The 16,763-nt window shown below is 48.7% G+C and carries 14 protein-coding genes; 8 read left to right on the top strand and 6 right to left on the bottom strand.

The features are described from left to right. Positions 1–27: 27 nt before the first annotated feature. Both ligA and MHB78_RS19925 read left to right on the top strand, forming a co-directional pair. On the top strand, positions 28–2,031 hold the full coding sequence (gene ligA, locus MHB78_RS19930) for an NAD-dependent DNA ligase LigA (protein WP_046130488.1): 2,004 nt from the start codon (positions 28–30) through the stop codon (positions 2,029–2,031). 15 nt (positions 2,032–2,046) lie between these two features. Continuing rightward, the gene (locus MHB78_RS19925; protein WP_046130430.1) at positions 2,047–3,240 is read left to right on the top strand and encodes a CamS family sex pheromone protein; all 1,194 of its coding nucleotides are present in this window, start codon (positions 2,047–2,049) and stop codon (positions 3,238–3,240) included. Between the two features lie 30 nt (positions 3,241–3,270). Here the strand turns inward: MHB78_RS19925 and MHB78_RS19920 are convergent, their stop codons facing one another. After that, a complete protein-coding gene (locus tag MHB78_RS19920) occupies positions 3,271–3,969 on the bottom strand; it encodes an MgtC/SapB family protein (protein WP_096892051.1) in 699 nt (232 codons plus the stop codon). A gap of 93 nt (positions 3,970–4,062) precedes the next feature. Between MHB78_RS19920 and MHB78_RS19915 the strand changes: the two genes are divergently transcribed. After that, positions 4,063–4,269, top strand: coding sequence for a DUF3951 domain-containing protein (locus tag MHB78_RS19915; protein WP_082094084.1), 207 nt, complete (start codon positions 4,063–4,065; stop codon positions 4,267–4,269). Positions 4,270–4,305: 36 nt separating this feature from the next. Here the strand turns inward: MHB78_RS19915 and putP are convergent, their stop codons facing one another. After that, complete coding sequence (putP, locus tag MHB78_RS19910; protein ID WP_046130427.1) at positions 4,306–5,784, bottom strand: sodium/proline symporter PutP; 1,479 nt, start codon at positions 5,782–5,784, stop codon at positions 4,306–4,308. Positions 5,785–6,218: 434 nt separating this feature from the next. Here putP and gatC point away from each other — a divergent pair, with 434 nt between their 5' ends. Genes gatC through gatB form a run of 3 tightly spaced genes read left to right on the top strand, consistent with a single transcriptional unit; the run spans position 6,219 to position 9,429 of the window. Continuing rightward, the gene (gene gatC, locus MHB78_RS19905) at positions 6,219–6,509 is read left to right on the top strand and encodes an Asp-tRNA(Asn)/Glu-tRNA(Gln) amidotransferase subunit GatC (RefSeq protein ID WP_046130426.1); all 291 of its coding nucleotides are present in this window, start codon (positions 6,219–6,221) and stop codon (positions 6,507–6,509) included. An 18-nt stretch (positions 6,510–6,527) separates the two neighbouring features. Continuing rightward, positions 6,528–7,985 (top strand): Asp-tRNA(Asn)/Glu-tRNA(Gln) amidotransferase subunit GatA, encoded by a 1,458-nt coding sequence (gene gatA / locus MHB78_RS19900; protein WP_046130425.1) that lies wholly within the window; start codon positions 6,528–6,530, stop codon positions 7,983–7,985. 13 nt (positions 7,986–7,998) lie between these two features. Next, positions 7,999–9,429, top strand: a complete 1,431-nt coding sequence (gene gatB, locus MHB78_RS19895) for an Asp-tRNA(Asn)/Glu-tRNA(Gln) amidotransferase subunit GatB (RefSeq protein ID WP_046130424.1) — start codon at positions 7,999–8,001, stop codon at positions 9,427–9,429. A 38-nt stretch (positions 9,430–9,467) separates the two neighbouring features. Here gatB and MHB78_RS19890 read toward each other — a convergent pair whose 3' ends face one another. Next, entirely contained in the window at positions 9,468–9,608 is a 141-nt protein-coding gene (locus MHB78_RS19890) for a glycosyl hydrolase (RefSeq protein WP_315956930.1), read from the bottom strand. Between the two features lie 220 nt (positions 9,609–9,828). On the opposite strand from MHB78_RS19890, the gene MHB78_RS19885 reads away from it, so the two are divergent. Further along, positions 9,829–10,875 carry a 2,3-butanediol dehydrogenase gene (locus MHB78_RS19885; RefSeq protein ID WP_046130423.1) on the top strand — a complete coding sequence of 349 codons (1,047 nt, stop codon included), beginning with the start codon at positions 9,829–9,831 and terminating at the stop codon, positions 10,873–10,875. Positions 10,876–10,920: 45 nt separating this feature from the next. On the opposite strand, the gene MHB78_RS19880 is transcribed toward MHB78_RS19885, so the two are convergent. Then, positions 10,921–11,769, bottom strand: a complete 849-nt coding sequence (locus MHB78_RS19880) for a TetR/AcrR family transcriptional regulator (RefSeq protein WP_046130422.1) — start codon at positions 11,767–11,769, stop codon at positions 10,921–10,923. Between the two features lie 146 nt (positions 11,770–11,915). Here MHB78_RS19880 and MHB78_RS19875 point away from each other — a divergent pair, with 146 nt between their 5' ends. Continuing rightward, positions 11,916–15,059, top strand: a complete 3,144-nt coding sequence (locus MHB78_RS19875) for an efflux RND transporter permease subunit (protein WP_046130421.1) — start codon at positions 11,916–11,918, stop codon at positions 15,057–15,059. Between the two features lie 40 nt (positions 15,060–15,099). On the opposite strand, the gene MHB78_RS19870 is transcribed toward MHB78_RS19875, so the two are convergent. Both MHB78_RS19870 and MHB78_RS19865 read right to left on the bottom strand, forming a co-directional pair. After that, the gene (locus tag MHB78_RS19870) at positions 15,100–15,639 is read right to left on the bottom strand and encodes a GNAT family protein (protein WP_046130420.1); all 540 of its coding nucleotides are present in this window, start codon (positions 15,637–15,639) and stop codon (positions 15,100–15,102) included. A 13-nt stretch (positions 15,640–15,652) separates the two neighbouring features. Next, on the bottom strand, positions 15,653–16,594 hold the full coding sequence (locus MHB78_RS19865) for a nucleoside hydrolase (protein ID WP_046130419.1): 942 nt from the start codon (positions 16,592–16,594) through the stop codon (positions 15,653–15,655). Between the last annotated feature and the right edge of the window lie 169 nt (positions 16,595–16,763).

Raw genomic sequence — 16,763 nt, 5'->3', positions numbered from 1 at the left:
AGACCTCAGGATGAAAGGACGAAATCGATGGAAAAAGAAGCAGCTAAACGACGTGTGGAACAACTGCATGCATTGATCAACAAATACAACTACGAATATCACACGCTTGACGATCCGAGTGTGCCGGATTCCGAATATGACAAACTGATGAAGGAGCTCATTTCGATTGAAGAAGAGCACCCGGATCTGAAAACGCCTGATTCGCCTTCACAGCGCGTCGGCGGGGCTGTTTTGGACGCTTTTCAAAAGGTGCAGCACAAAACGCCCATGCTGAGTCTCGGCAATGCGTTTAATGAAGAGGATCTGCGCGATTTTGACCGAAGGGTCCGCCAGTCGGTCGGAGACGTCGAGTACAACGTCGAGCTCAAAATCGACGGTCTTGCTGTTTCGCTTCGTTATGAGAACGGGGTATTTGTCAGAGGCGCGACAAGGGGAGACGGAACGACGGGCGAAGATATTACCGAAAACTTGAAGACGATCAGAAACATCCCTCTTAAAATGAAGCGCCCCCTGTCGATTGAGGTGCGCGGGGAGGCTTATATGCCGAAGCGCTCCTTTGAACTGCTGAACGAAGCGCGGCTTGAGCGGGGGGAAGAGCCGTTTGCGAACCCGCGGAATGCGGCCGCCGGCTCATTGAGACAGCTTGACCCGAAAATTGCCGCGAAACGAAACCTCGATATTTTCGTCTACAGTATAGCGGAGCTTGACGAAATGGGCGTCGAAACGCAAAGCCAGGGTCTTGATTTTCTTGATGAACTCGGCTTTAAAACGAATCATGAACGTAAAAAATGCAGCACAATCGAAGAGGTAATCGAGATCGTTGACGAGCTGAAAACAAAGCGGGCCGATCTTCCGTATGAAATCGACGGCATCGTCATTAAAGTCGATTCCCTCGATCAGCAGGAAGAGCTCGGATTTACGGCGAAAAGCCCGCGCTGGGCGATTGCCTACAAGTTTCCGGCCGAAGAGGTCGTGACAAAGCTTTTGGACATCGAATTAAGCGTCGGCCGCACCGGCGTTGTAACGCCGACGGCGATCCTTGAGCCCGTAAAAGTGGCGGGAACGACGGTCCAAAGGGCTTCCCTTCATAACGAAGATTTAATTAAGGAGAAGGATATCCGGCTGTATGACAAAGTCGTCATCAAAAAAGCGGGAGACATCATCCCCGAGGTTGTCAATGTGCTCGTTGAACAGCGGACAGGCGAAGAAAAGGAATTCAGCATGCCTGACGAATGCCCTGAATGCGGAAGCGAACTCGTCAGAATCGAAGGAGAAGTCGCGCTGCGCTGCATCAATCCGGAATGTCCGGCCCAGATCAGGGAAGGGCTGATTCACTTCGTCTCCCGCAATGCGATGAATATTGAAGGGCTTGGAGAGCGCGTCATCACCCAGCTGTTCCGCGAGGATTTGGTCAAGAATGTCGCCGATCTTTACAAGCTGACGCGGGAGCAGCTCATCAACCTCGAACGAATGGGAGAAAAATCGACCGACAACCTGCTTCAGTCGATCAAAAAATCGAAGGAAAACTCGCTGGAGCGGCTTCTTTTCGGCCTCGGCATCCGCTTTATCGGCGAGAAAGCGGCGAAAACGCTCGCCATGCACTTTGAGACGATTGACCGCCTCAAAACGGCATCAAAAGAAGAATTGCTGGAAGTCGATGAAATCGGCGAAAAGATGGCTGATGCGATCGTCACCTATTTTGAAAAAGAAGAGATGCTCAAGCTTTTGGATGAGCTTAAACAGCTCGGCGTGAACACCGTGTATACAGGCCCGAAAAAAGTAAAAGCCGAAGACAGCGACTCCTACTTTGCGGGGAAAACGATCGTGCTGACCGGAAAGCTCAGCGAAATGTCGCGTAACGACGCGAAAGCGGAAATCGAAGCGCTCGGGGGAAAAATCACAGGAAGCGTAAGCAAAAAAACCGATCTTGTCATTGCCGGCGAAGCGGCGGGCAGCAAACTGGCCAAAGCTGAAGAGCTTAACATCGAAGTATGGGATGAAGCAAGATTGATCAGAGAGCTAAAGAAATAAGAGGAGTGTTTTCTATTGAAAAAAGCATTAATTTTGGCGGCTGCTGCGGGGATGCTGATGCTCTCAGCCTGTGCGCCGTCGAATTTTAAGGGAGAAGAGGAGCAGGAGATGGTGCAAAAGACGAAAAAGTCGAAAGAAAAAGCCATCGTTCCGAAATACAACATCTCTGATTCGTATTATAAAATGGTTCTTCCTTTTAAAGCCGGAAAGGCGCGCGGATTGACGACCGAACAGATGAACACGAGGCTTGACATCGATGAATTCGAAACGGGCATGATGCGCCTCGCCCAAGACTCTTTCTCAACGAAAGACTACCTTTTTCAGGAAGGGCAGTATTTGGATGAAGATACGGTCTCTAGCTGGCTGGCCCGCAAAAAAACGGGAAGCGACCTGAAAAAAGCGGAGAAAAAGGATAAGGATTTTAAAAACCTCGGGCTGAATCCGGCTCTTTCCGGCAGCGGATCTGCCGAAAAGCAAAACGAGGAAAGCCCGATTTATCTGGCTCATATGCTTGAACACGATTATCTCGTCAGAAAAGACAAGGATACGATTGAGCTTGGCGGAGTTGTGATCGGCCTGGCGCTTAACTCGGTTTACTATTACCGCGAAAATGTCGGCGATCCACAAAAAGAAGTGACGATCAGCACCAAGAAACTGAAGCAAGAGGGCGAAAAGATCGCACAGGAAGTGGCAAAACGCATCCGGAACATGAAGGATCTCAAAAACATTCCGCTCACGATCGTCCTGTACAAGCAGGCGCCGAAATCGTCGATCGTGCCCGGAAACTTTATCGCCAAAACCGAAGTGAAAGCAGGCACAAGCGATATCTCGGGCTGGGATAATATCAATGAAGAATACACATTCTTCCCGTCAACGGAAGGAACAGAAAAGCATCCGGACGATGCGGAGCTGTTCAACCGCTTTAAAAATAAAATCGAAACATACTTTCCAAACTACACAGGCGTCGTCGGAACGGCTTTGTATAAAGACGACCAAATGCAGGAAATGAAAATCAACATTCCGATGCAGTTCTACGGCAAAAGCGAAGTCATTGCATTTACGCAATTTCTGACCGGGGAAGTGATGGATTATTACGGCAAAAGCGAGCTGAACGTCGAGATCAACATTACGTCATCAGACGGCCAGGAAGCCCTCATCCTCAAAAAGCCAGGAGCTAAAGAACCGACCGTTCATATTTATGATTCATAAAAAAGAAGCAGCTATTCGGCTGCTTCTTTTTTACATCGTATCGCACTTCACCCCGACGACTCCGTCAATCGACTTAATATCGTAATACACATCTGTCACATACCGCTTCCTGTGAACCCTCACTTTCGTCTCCATCACCGCAAACTCTTTTTCAGGCATGTCATCGATCCGGACGGAGTGGATGCGGATATGCTTCGCTTTCATTTCCTTGAGAATGTCCGTCATTTTGTCCTTGTCGGACAATGACATGCGGACGCGGATTTCTTTCTCCTGCAGGCGGTTCGGGCCGATTTTGCCGACGACCCACGGCAAAAATTCGACGCTTATTAAAATAAATGCGAGACTGATAAATGCTTCCTTATAAAAGCCTGCACCTATGGCGACGCCGAGACCCGCCGCTCCCCAGATCATTGCTGAGGTGGTGAGCCCGGAAATGACGTCATTGCTTTTGCGCAAAATTACGCCGGCTCCGATAAAGCCGATCCCGGAAATGATTTGTGCAGGCAGACGCAAAGGATCCATCATGATCCTGTTTGACCTTGGAAAATGATAGGCCGCGTCAATGCTGATCATCGTCAACACGCATGAACTGATGGCGATGACAATGCACGTTTTCAAGCCGAGCGGCTTATTTTTCAATTCCCTTTCAAGGCCGATGACCATCCCGACCAATGTCGCGATTCCAAGCTTCATCAGCGTATCCATATCGATGTGCCAATCCATGCGCATGTCTCCTTTCTTTTATATTGCTTTCATAATTGATATGATTTTCTCACAGAGAAGATGGGCGTACAACAGGTTTTTCAGGAGGGGGGGTATACATTGCTGATTTTTATATCACTTCTTTTTCCGCTCACGGTCGTTTCCGTTATCCTTATCGCTGCGTATAACATGTTTATCCGCAAGAAAACCGTTCAAAACCACTACACTCCCTTTGATTATATTGCCGGACAGACATCAAAAGAATTCCATGCGGAAAAAAAAGAACAGGAAGGCCGGGAGGATGACCATTCAGGAGAAGGGAAATAAAAAGGCCGCAGGGAATACCCTGGACGGCCTTTTCGTCTATGATGCAGAACGGTGTTTTTCTTCCATCTCCTCAAACATCTCAGCCGCTTTTTCAGCGGGCTTATGCGTCATGAGGCTGACGGCGGCAACCGCTGCGAGGCTCAGGAAGAAGCCCGGAATCATTTCGTATATGCCGGTCGTTTGATCGAGTCCGGTCATAATCCAGAGCAGCACTGTAACAGCGCCGGTTACGATGCCTGCCAGTGCACCCCACTGATTCATCCGCTTCCAGTAGAGGCTGAGCAGAATCGCAGGTCCAAACGCAGAACCGAATCCGGCCCACGCATAGCCGACGAGATTCAAAATCGTGTCATTCGGACTTAATGATAAAAGAAGGGCGATGACGGCGACCAACAGGACGCTCAACCGTCCGACGAGGACAAGCTCTTTATCTGTTGCCCCGCGGCGGAAAAACGTTCTGTACAGGTCTTCGGTCATGGCGCTTGAGGTGACCAGAAGCTGGGATGAAACCGTACTCATGATCGCCGCAAGCAGCGCGGAAAGCAAGAATCCGGTGATCAACGGATGAAACAGAATGTTCGAAAATACGATGAAAATCGTTTCCGGATCTTTCAGGCTGATACCTGTTTGATGGACGTAAGCTACGCCGATCAGCCCCGTAAGTAATGCGCCGGCTACTGAGACGATCATCCAGCCCATTCCGATGCGGCGGGCGGGTTTCAGCTCTTTCACCGATGAAATCGCCATAAAACGGACGATGATGTGCGGCTGCCCGAAGTAGCCCAATCCCCAGGCAATAAAAGAAATAATGCTAATGACGGTCGTTCCTTTGAAGAAGTCCAGCAGGCTTGGATTGACTTCTTCTATCATATTAAATGTCGGCGTAACTCCGCCCAACTGAGTAAAGGCAACGATCGGCACGAGCACTAATGCAATAAACATAATCAAACCCTGCACAAAGTCGGTCAGACTGACAGCCAAAAATCCTCCGAACAGCGTATAGGCAATTACGACGAGGGCGGTAGAGAACAAACCGATCCTGTAGTCAAGGCCGAACGCCGTTTCAAACATCCTTCCTCCGGATACCATGCCAGCTGACGTATACAGCGTAAAGAACACCATGATGACGAGGGCTGACGCCAGACGCAGGACTCTTGTCGTATCATTGAATCGATTTTCGAAAAAGTCTGGAATGGTAATCGCGTCATTCGCCACTTCCGTAAATGTACGCAAGCGCGGTGCGACAAGCACATAGTTGACATAAGCTCCGATTGTCAGGCCGACGGCAAGCCAGCCGCTCGAAAGTCCTGTGACATACATCGCTCCCGGCAGTCCCATCAGCATCCAGCTGCTCATGTCAGATGCGCCGGCCGATAAAGCCGTAACAGCAGGCCCGAGATCTCTTCCTCCGAGCATATAGTCATTCAAATTGGATGTTTTTCGGTAGGAATACCAGCCGATTAAGAGCATGGCGGCAAAATAAATGCCAAGCGAAATAAATACTTCAATACTCACGTTTCGTATCTCTCCTCTTTACAATAATGTGGCATCACCTCTCCTGAAATTTTAACAATACTGATTTGCTGTGTACGAAGATTGATTTGCAGGGCCTCGTCTTTAAAATCAAGCATTGGAAAAACCAGGCGCTGCCATGTGATCGTACTTAGTTACCTAACCTATCAAACTATTCCGCATCAATCAACCGGAGGACACGCCCGTTTTTTTGAAAAAAGGACGCAGCCGTTCCGATGGGCATCACAATGAAAACGTTTGCAAATAAATACAAAAGTAAAAATGTTCTGAATTTTAGTACAGCCCACTACCGGGCGTTTTTAGTATACAATAGAATCAGGGCCGGGATTCCGCGGTTTTGTTGATTTAGAAGGCTGAAATTTGATATGATCAGTATTATATGACTAAGCGAGAATCATCTTGGAGGTGTTTGTGTAATGTCGCGTATTTCAATAGAAGAAGTAAAGCATGTTGCCCATCTGGCCAGACTGGCGATCACGGATGAGGAAGCGGCTATGTTTACCGAACAGCTTGACAGCATTATTTCTTTTGCCGAAGAGCTGAATGAAGTCGATACAGAGAATGTCAAGCCAACGACACATGTATTGCAAATGAAGAATATCATGAGGGAAGATGTCCCGGATAAAGGCCTCCCGGTTGAGGAAGTCGTCAAAAACGCACCTGATCATAAAGACGGCTATATTCGCGTGCCGTCAATTCTGGACTAAAGGAGGGAGCAAGAGAACATGTCACTGTTTGATCATAAAATATCTGAACTGAAAAGTCTCATACATAAAAAAGAGATCAGCATATCGGACTTAGTCGATGAATCGTATAAGAGGATTCACGAAGTCGACGGAAAGGTGCAGGCCTTTTTACAGCTTGATGAAGAAAAAGCCCGCGCTTATGCCAAAGAGCTGGATGAAGCGGTAGGCGGCCGGGACGAGCACGGCCTTTTGTTCGGGATGCCGATCGGAATCAAAGATAATATCGTCACAAAGGATCTTCGCACAACGTGTGCGAGCAAAATCCTGGAAAACTTCGACCCGATCTATGACGCTACGGTTGTTGAGCGCCTGCACGATGCAGAAGCGGTTACGATCGGAAAGCTGAACATGGATGAATTTGCGATGGGGTCTTCCACAGAAAATTCAGGCTTCCAAAAAACGAAAAACCCGTGGAACTTAGAAACCGTTCCGGGCGGCTCAAGCGGCGGCTCCGCGGCGGCGGTTGCGGCGGGAGAAGTGCCGTTTTCACTCGGTTCCGACACGGGCGGATCGATCCGCCAGCCGGCTTCTTTCTGCGGCGTCGTCGGCTTAAAGCCTACATACGGCCGCGTGTCAAGGTACGGCCTTGTCGCATTTGCGTCTTCATTGGATCAAATCGGACCGATCACAAGATCCGTCGAGGACAACGCATACCTTCTCCAGGCGATTGCGGGCGTCGACAAAATGGATTCGACGAGCGCCAATGTGGACGTGCCTGACTATCTGTCTGCGCTGACAGGCGATATTAAAGGCTTAAAAATCGCCGTTCCGAAAGAATACCTCGGCGAAGGGGTAAGCGAAGAAGCGAAGCAGTCCGTCCTTGAAGCGCTGAAAGTGCTTGAAGGCCTTGGCGCGACATGGGAAGAAGTATCCCTGCCGCACAGCAAATACGCGCTTGCGACGTATTACCTGCTGTCTTCATCAGAAGCTTCGGCGAACCTTGCCCGATTCGACGGCATCCGCTACGGCTACCGCACCGACAATGCGGACAACCTGATCGACCTTTATAAACAAACGCGTTCCGAAGGCTTCGGAGACGAAGTGAAGCGCCGCATCATGCTCGGCACGTTCGCGTTAAGCTCAGGCTACTACGATGCTTACTATAAAAAGGCGCAAAAGGTCAGAACGCTGATCAAAAAAGACTTTGAAGACGTATTCGAAAACTATGACGTCATCATCGGACCGACAACGCCGACGCCTGCGTTTAAAATCGGCGAAAAAACGAGCGATCCGCTCACAATGTATGCGAACGACATCCTGACGATCCCGGTCAACCTTGCCGGTGTACCGGGAATCAGCGTACCGTGCGGATTTGCGAACGGTTTGCCGCTCGGCCTGCAAATCATCGGCAAACACTTTGACGAAAGCACAGTATACCGCGTCGCCCATGCATTCGAACAGGCGACAGACCATCATAAAGCAAAACCTGAACTGTAAGGGGTGAAAAAACATGAACTTTGAAACGGTAATCGGACTTGAAGTCCACGTTGAGCTAAAAACGAAATCGAAAATCTTCTCAAGCTCGCCGACGCCATTCGGCGCCGCGGCCAATACGCAGACAAGCGTCATCGATTTGGGATATCCGGGCGTTTTGCCAGTCTTGAATAAAGAAGCCGTCAATTTTGCCATGAAAGCGGCGATGGCGTTAAACTGCGAAATCGCGACAGAGACGAAATTTGACCGGAAAAACTATTTCTACCCTGACAACCCGAAAGCGTACCAAATTTCCCAATTCGATAAACCGATCGGCGAAAACGGCTGGATCGAAATCGAAGTCGGCGGAAAAACGAAACGCATCGGCATCACGCGCCTTCATCTTGAAGAGGATGCCGGCAAACTGACGCACACAGGCGACGGATACTCCCTTGTCGACTACAACCGCCAAGGTACGCCGCTCGTCGAAATCGTTTCAGAACCGGACATCCGCACGCCTGAAGAAGCGTACGCGTATCTTGAAAAGCTGAAGTCGATCATTCAATATACGGGCGTTTCCGACTGTAAGATGGAGGAAGGATCGCTCCGCTGCGACGCCAACATTTCGCTCCGCCCGATCGGACAGAAGGAATTCGGCACGAAGACAGAGCTGAAAAACCTGAACTCCTTCGCCTTCGTCCAAAAAGGCCTTGAGCATGAAGAAAAACGCCAGGCGCAAGTACTTCTGTCAGGCGGCGTCATTCAGCAGGAGACGCGCCGCTATGATGAGGCATCAAAAACGACGATTTTGATGAGGGTCAAAGAAGGTTCTGACGACTACCGCTATTTCCCTGAACCGGACCTCGTCGAGCTTTACATCGACGACGAATGGAAACAGCGCGTAAAAGACAGCATTCCAGAGCTTCCGGACCAGCGCCGCAAGCGCTACATCGAGGAGCTCGGCCTGCCTGCCTATGATGCGAAAGTCTTGACGCTGACAAAAGAAATGTCCGACTTCTTCGAAGCAGCCGTCGAAAAAGGCGCCGACGCCAAGCTCGCTTCAAACTGGCTGATGGGTGAAGTTTCGGCCTACCTGAATGCACAGCAAAAAGAGCTCGCAGACGTCGCGCTTACGCCGGAAGGCCTTGCCGGTCTGATCAAGCTGATCGAAAAAGGCACGATTTCATCGAAAATCGCGAAAAAAGTCTTCAAAGAATTAATCGAAAACGGCGGAGACGCTGAAAAAATCGTCAAAGAAAAAGGCCTTGTGCAAATCTCTGACGAAGCTACGCTCAGAAAGCTTGTCACAGAAGCGCTCGACAACAATCCGCAGTCGATCGAGGACTTCAAAAACGGAAAAGACCGTGCAATCGGCTTCCTCGTCGGCCAAATCATGAAAGCTTCAAAAGGCCAGGCAAATCCGCCGATGGTCAACAAGCTTCTTCTTGAAGAAATTAATAAACGGTAATATAAGACCCTTGGAGAAACGATGTCTCCAAGGGTTTTTTATTCAACGACAGGCGTTAATGAATCGCCGTTCCATATTTCTCCCTTATTCAGCGTCCAGCTGTCATTATAGAGATTTGACGCTCCTTTATTTGCCGCAGGGCTCCAGCCGTCATTCCAGGCCAAGAAGTAGGTTGCAATCCCCGCCTGTTCTTTTTATATCGATTTAAAATCTATCTAATCTTACAAGAATAAAGAAAAGGGACATGGGACGATCGTTTGATTTTTGTTTTTCATCACGAATATGTCCGTCTTATTAGAAAGGTATATAGCAGATTTATTATAAATAGTTCGAAAGACCTTTCGAAAAAGAGTATAATAGCACTGAGGGAAACAAATATTTTACTAGGGGATGATGAAAATGAAAGCGCTTAGATGGCACGATGCGAAAGACTTGCGATTGGAACAAATCGACGAACCCCAGGCGGCAGCGGGCAAAGTGAAAGTCAAAGTAGAATGGTGCGGGATTTGCGGAAGCGATCTTCACGAATATACCGCAGGCCCTATTTTCATTCCGACTGAAACACACCTGCTAAGCGGCGATAAAGCCCCGGTCGTTTTGGGACACGAATTTTCGGGGCAGGTCGTGGAAGTAGGAGAGGGGGTTACAAATGTCAAAGCCGGCGATCGTGTAACGGTTGAACCGATCTACGCGTGCGGCGAATGTGAAGCTTGCAAACAAGGAATGTATAATCTGTGCGATAAAATGGGATTCTTCGGGCTCGCCGGGGGAGGCGGCGGATTTTCCGAGTATGCAGCCGTGCCGGCGGAAATGATTCATAAATTGCCGGATGACGTATCATTTGAACAAGGTGCGCTTGTTGAACCGTCAGCCGTTGCGCTTCATGCCGTCCGTCAAAGCAAATTGAAAGTCGGCGACAAAGCGGCCGTTTTTGGGACAGGCCCAATCGGCTTGCTCGTGATTGAAGCATTAAAAGCGTCCGGCGCATCGGAAATCTACGCTGTCGAATTATCAGACATCCGCCGCCAAAAAGCAGCAGAGCTTGGTGCAATCGTCATTGATCCAAAACAATGCGACGCAGTGGCCGAAATCCAAAAACGGACAAACGGCGGCGTCGATGTAGCCTATGAAGTGACAGGCGTGCCGCCCGTTTTAAAACAGGCGATTCATGCAACAAAAATCAACGGGGAAACGATGGTCGTCAGCATTTTTGAAAAAGAAGCGCCGATCCATCCTCACGATATCGTCATGAAAGAACGCACACTAACCGGGATCATCGGATACCGCGACGTGTTTCCCGCTGTCATCAGTCTGATGGCTCAAGGGTATTTCCCGGCTGACAAACTGGTCACGAAACGAATTACGCTTGATGAAGTCATCGAAGAGGGCTTCGAAGGATTGTTGAGAGAAAGAGATCAAGTGAAAATCCTGGTCAAAGCTGAATAAATAAAGAAACCAGATTCCTATTTTTATGGGAATCTGGTTTCTTTTTTAGCGATCAAGAAAACGGGAAATCATCTGAAAGAGATGCCTTGCGTTTTCCTCCTGTTCCAGGTTCGTCAGCATTCCTTGAATTACGGGCTTCCGCGGAGCCTCCAGTTTCAGCTCCTCTTCCAGCACATCAAGCGTGATGTGGATGTCTTCGGCCAGATCCGCTTGATTCCTGTATGCTGCGATCTCCTCAAGAATCCCGTTTTTATCAACTTTTTGCTGGCCGTCACGGTACAGCAGATACGTTTTTTCCGCAAGAATCGGCCGTTCGCCGCTTTGCGTCATGCCGCCGATCATCTCGTCGACCCTTCTGATAATAAAACCGGCAAGCTCATCAAAGTCAATGTCGAGCTCGTTGAAGATAAACAAATTTTGATAAGAGTGCACGATTCCCTGCACCATGACCGTCAAGTCATCGAGGTAAGGCTTTGCGGCGTCGCCGTAGGCCGTCAGCAGCGCCTCCTGATATGCTTCATGAAATTTTCCGCTGACATTTTTAAAATATTCCTCGATTTTGCTGTTTTCCGGGATGCTGTGCTCGCTGATCATCACGAGGATGAAGTCTCGATGCTCTTTGCTTTCTTCAAACTGATAAGCAATCTGCTCCTTGAAAATATCCTTCGGAGGAGCATTTTTTTGCCGTATCTTCTTCATATTTTCTGTCATTCTATCGATATAATACTTAATGATTGCGAGAAGCAGCGCGTCCTTCGATTTAAAATGCAGATAAAAGGCTCCTTTTGAAATGCCGCATTCATTGGAAATCTCCTGAATGGTCGTAGAGGCAAACCCGTTTTTCGCGAACAGGCGAAGGCCGGCTTTAATGATTTTTTCTTCTTTTTCAGTCATGAAAGTACTCCTTTTGAACAACATTAAAATTGATTTAATTTTAACATATATAAGTTGACGCTATTTACTTTTGACGTTTATTATTGTATAGAATGACCAGTCAGTCAATCAGTATTCAGAAAATATTTTTTAAAATGGAGGTCGTAATGAATTCTATCATCAATTTTGTGCTGAAGAACAAGTTCGCTGTGTGGCTGATGACGATTATTGTTACGGTTGCCGGCCTTTATGCGGGTTTGAATATGAAGCAGGAATCCATTCCTGACGTAAACATGCCATACCTTTCGATTAATACGACATATCCGGGGGCTGCCCCGAGCCAAGTGGCTGATGATGTCACAAAGCCGATTGAACAAGCGGTGCAAAACCTTGACGGCGTGCACGTTGTGACGTCCACATCTTACGAAAACGCATCATCGGTGATGATCGAATACGATTATGATAAAGATATGGACAAGGCGAAAACAGAAGCGGCTGAAGCGCTGGAAAACGTCAATCTTCCCGATGACGTGAAAGATCCGGAAATTTCGCGCTACAGCATGAACTCCTTCCCGATCCTGACGCTCAGCGTATCAAGCGACAAAAGCAACCTTCAAGAGCTTACGAAAAACGTGGAAAACAGCCTCGTTCCTAAGCTTGAAGGCATTGAAGGCGTAGCCTCTGTTCAAGTATCCGGACAGCAGGTTGAAGAAGTCGAATTTTCTTTTAAAGAAGACAAAATGAAAAAATACGGCCTTGACAAAGACACAGTCAAGCAAGTGATTCAAGGGTCAAATGTGACAACTCCGCTTGGATTGTACACATTCGGCAATAAAGAAAAATCCGTCGTCGTCAGCGGCGATATCGAAACAATCAAAGATTTGAAGAATATGAGAATTCCGGTTGCATCTGCTTCAAGTGCAAGCAGTGCAGCAGCACAGGGCGCACAAGCTGCCGGGGGCGCGCAGATGGCCGCACAGGCCCGGCAAAGCGCAAGTACAGAAGTGCCGACTGTCAAGCTTTCTGAGATTGCCAGCATTAAAGACGTGAAAAAAGCCGAATCGATTTCGCGCACGAACGGAAAAGACAGCATCGGCATCAATATCGTCAAAGCAAATGATGCAAATACGGTAGAAGTTGCCGACAACGTCAAAAAAGAACTGAAGCAATTCAAAGAAGACCACAAAGGCTTCCAGTACAGCGCTACGTTAGACATGGCTGAACCGATCACCCAGTCGGTCGAAACGATGCTGGACAAAGCGATTTTCGGGGCGCTCTTTGCGGTTGTGATCATTCTCTTATTCTTAAGAGATATTAAATCAACATTAATTTCGATCGTTTCCATTCCGTTGTCTCTGCTTATCGCGCTGCTAGTCTTAAATCAGCTTGATATCACACTGAATATCATGACGCTCGGCGCCATGACGGTCGCGATCGGCCGGGTTGTCGACGACTCGATCGTCGTCATCGAGAACATCTACCGCCGCATGAGGCTGAAAGACGAACCGCTCCGCGGAAAAGCATTGGTCCGCGAAGCGACGAAAGAAATGTTCAAACCGATCATGTCATCAACGATCGTAACGATTGCGGTATTCCTGCCGCTCGCACTGGTAGGCGGCCAGATCGGCGAATTGTTCATCCCGTTCGCCCTGGCGATCGTATTTGCGCTTGCCGCATCACTCCTGATTTCGATCACGCTCGTGCCGATGCTCGCGCACAGCCTGTTCAAAAAATCGCTGACGGGAGCACCTGTAAAAGGGAAAGAACATAAGCCTGGAAGACTGGCAAACGCCTATAAAAAAATCTTAAACTGGGCGCTCAGCCATAAATGGATTACATCGATCATCGCGATTCTGATGCTGCTCGGAAGCTTGTTCCTCGTTCCGCTGATCGGCGCAAGCTACCTGCCGTCTGAAGAAGAAAAAACGATTCAGATCACATACACGCCTGAACCGGGCGAAACGAAAAAAGAGGCGGAAGACGAAGCCGCAAAAGCCGAAAAGCTCTTATTGGACCGCAAGCACGTCGATACGGTTCAATACTCCTTAGGCTCAAGCAGCCCGCTCGCCCAAGGGAATTCAAACGGCGCGCTCTTCTATATTAAATATGAAGACGATACGCCTGATTTTGACAAAGAAAAAGACAACGTGCTGAAAGAAATCCAGAAAAAATCCAAACGCGGAGAATGGAAAACGCAGAATTTCAACTCTTCGGGCAATAACAACGAATTAACGTACTATGTGTACGGCGATTCTGAAAAAGATATTAAAGGCACTGTCAAAGACATCGAAAAGATAATGAAAGATCAAAAAGATCTGAAAAACGTGAAGTCAGGCCTGTCCAGCACATATGACGAATATACATTTGTCGCTGACCAGGAGAAGCTGAGCAAACTCGGTTTGACGGCGTCTCAAATTTCTCAGGCCTTAATGACGGAAACGTCGCAGGCTCCACTGACAACCGTCAAAAAAGACGGCAAAGAGCTTGATGTCAACATTAAAACAGAAAAAGACGAGTATAAGAGCGTCAAAGATTTAGAAAACAAAAAACTCACATCGGCGACAGGCCAGGAAGTGAAAATCGGCGATGTGGCAAAAGTAAAAGAAGGCATAACATCTGACACCGTTTCAAAACGCGACGGAAAAGTCTATGCCGATGTCACAGGGGAAATCAAGACAGACAACATTACAAAGGTATCAAGCGATGTCCAGAAGAAAATTGACAAGCTTGACCTTCCTGACAACGTTACGATCGATACAGGCGGCGTTTCCGCAGATATCGCCGATTCCTTTACGAAGCTCGGACTCGCGATGCTTGCAGCTGTTGCGATCGTGTATCTCGTGCTCGTAATTACGTTCGGCGGAGCATTGGCGCCGTTTGCGATTCTGTTCTCGCTGCCGTTTACAGTCATCGGAGCCTTGATCGGGCTTTACGTCTCAGGTGAAACGATCAGCTTGAACGCGATGATCGGCATGCTGATGCTGATCGGAATCGTCGTCACAAACGCCATCGTCCTGATCGACCGCGTCATTCATAAAGAAGCGGAAGGACTGTCTACGAGAGAAGCGCTCCTTGAAGCCGGCTCTACACGACTCCGCCCGATCCTGATGACGGCGATTGCGACAATCGGCGCCTTGATTCCGCTGGCGCTCGGATTCGAAGGCGGCAGCCAGGTCATTTCAAAAGGGCTCGGCGTTACCGTTATCGGCGGTCTGATCAGTTCGACCCTTCTGACATTGGTTATTGTGCCGATCGTATATGAAATTTTGGCCAAATTCCGCCGGAAAAAGCCGGGAATGGAAGAAGAGTAGGATATAAGAAAGCCTCAGCTTTTGACAGCTGAGGCTTTTTTTAATCATTGGGGTTGATGATCGCCAATTGCTGATGATCCTCCCATTTTCCGTTGATTTTGACGTTTTTTCTGGCAAGACCTTCTTTGTGAAAACCCACTTTTTCGAGCACGCGGATCGATCCGGGATTATGGGGCATGACGCCGGCTTCGATGCGGTGCAGTTTCAAATCATTGAACGCATAGCCGACCATCAGCTTGACCGCTTCTGTCGTATAGCCTTTCCCGTTATGCTTTTCATCGAGAAAATAGCCGATAAACGCGCTTTGCAGAGAGCCGCGCAGCACTTGAAAGAGGTTGACCGTGCCGATCAGCGCATCATCTGACTGAAGAAAAATCCCGAAATAATAGTCTTCGTCTTGCTGCATTTGTTCCCAAAACGTTTGCAGCCGCTTTTTTTGCCCTTCAAGCGTATAAAAATCAGCAGCACGCTCCATTGAAAACCGTTCGAAAAACCCGCGGTTGTCCGTCTGCAGCTTCAGGCACGCTTCCGCATCATCCGCCGTCAGCGGCCTGATATAAATCGACTCTCCTTTTTTCACGCCACTGCCCTCCTTATACTGCCGGTACGTTGTCGGCTTTTTTCATTAACTCTTCAAAGTAGGAAAAGAACGCTTCCCTGTCGACCTGATCGACGACTTCGACCGGCCTTCCGTCTGGATGTGCCTCTGTCGTTCCTTGACGCGGGCTTTCCGTGTGAACGATCGCATTGACCGTTTTTGAGCCGATCATGTCCTTCCTGCCGAGCGTCAGCGTTGTCAGCACATCCCACAGGTAGTAGGTGGAGTTCGTCTCCGTATGTACAAGCGGCGGGCACAGCGCATAGCATTGGCCGATGAAATCAATGCCGATATGTTTACGCAGGCTTGCCCAATGGGCGCGGATGCCGTTTGTCAAAGGCACCTGGTTCGTGCTTTCAAGCGCGACCATATCGATCGCAATGCCGCTCGCAAACACCGTCTTCACGCTGTACGGGTCCCAAAACGCGTTCCATTCCGCCGTCCCGTCGTGCTCGGGCTCCTCGACATTCCCTTTTTCAAGAAAGGTGCCGCCCATCCAGACGAGCTTTTGAATCCGCTTTTCGATCGACGGATCTTTTTCAAGCGCGCGCGCCAAATCCGTGAGCGGTCCGGTAAACAGCAATGTCACCGGTTCTTTGCTGCCGTTTACCTTCTCAATCAGATGAAGGTGGGCGGGAAGGTCGGAAATGGGAGTCTCTACCGTCCCTTTTTCGTTTAAAATCGGCAAGGCGTCAACATAAAAGGCGTGCATGCGCCACTCCTTCGGAAAAGGGTTGACCCCTCTTGAATCAGATGCCGCCGTCTCGACACGGTACGGGCCGAAGCGGTCGATGATTTTTCTGCTTGCGCTCAGCGCAGGCTCCAGATAGCAGTCACCGGGTATGACAGATGTCCCGATCAATTCGATATCGTCCATTTGCAATAGCAGAAATAAGGAGACGAGATCGTCGACCCCTCCGTCATGGTTGAAATACAAGCTTCTTCACGTGATCACACCCTTTTTTCTTAATATTTATTATTTTACATCAATCGACCTTCAAAGTCTTTTCACGTTCTTATTTACCAAGATTGGCATCCATTTAGTTGCGATTTTTTCAACAACTAGTATAATTAAAGGTTGTTGGTAAAGAAATGATACGGATACT

The organism is Bacillus sp. FSL K6-0138 (assembly GCF_037982765.1).
In the GTDB taxonomy this organism is placed as follows: domain Bacteria; phylum Bacillota; class Bacilli; order Bacillales; family Bacillaceae; genus Bacillus; species Bacillus glycinifermentans.
This window is presented reverse-complemented; position numbering and strand designations above follow the sequence as displayed.

Bases quoted from the DNA above. Each gene is read 5' to 3' on its own strand.
- ligA (WP_046130488.1), top strand. From the start codon at position 28: ATGGAAAAAGAAGCAGCTAAACGACGTGTGGAACAACTGCATGCATTG.
- MHB78_RS19885 (WP_046130423.1), top strand. From the start codon at position 9,829: ATGAAAGCGCTTAGATGGCACGATGCGAAAGACTTGCGATTGGAACAA.
- gatC (WP_046130426.1), top strand. From the start codon at position 6,219: ATGTCGCGTATTTCAATAGAAGAAGTAAAGCATGTTGCCCATCTGGCC.
- MHB78_RS19875 (WP_046130421.1), top strand. From the start codon at position 11,916: ATGAATTCTATCATCAATTTTGTGCTGAAGAACAAGTTCGCTGTGTGG.
- MHB78_RS19920 (WP_096892051.1), bottom strand. From the start codon at position 3,969: ATGCGCATGGATTGGCACATCGATATGGATACGCTGATGAAGCTTGGA.
- gatB (WP_046130424.1), top strand. From the start codon at position 7,999: ATGAACTTTGAAACGGTAATCGGACTTGAAGTCCACGTTGAGCTAAAA.
- MHB78_RS19880 (WP_046130422.1), bottom strand. From the start codon at position 11,769: ATGACTGAAAAAGAAGAAAAAATCATTAAAGCCGGCCTTCGCCTGTTC.
- gatA (WP_046130425.1), top strand. From the start codon at position 6,528: ATGTCACTGTTTGATCATAAAATATCTGAACTGAAAAGTCTCATACAT.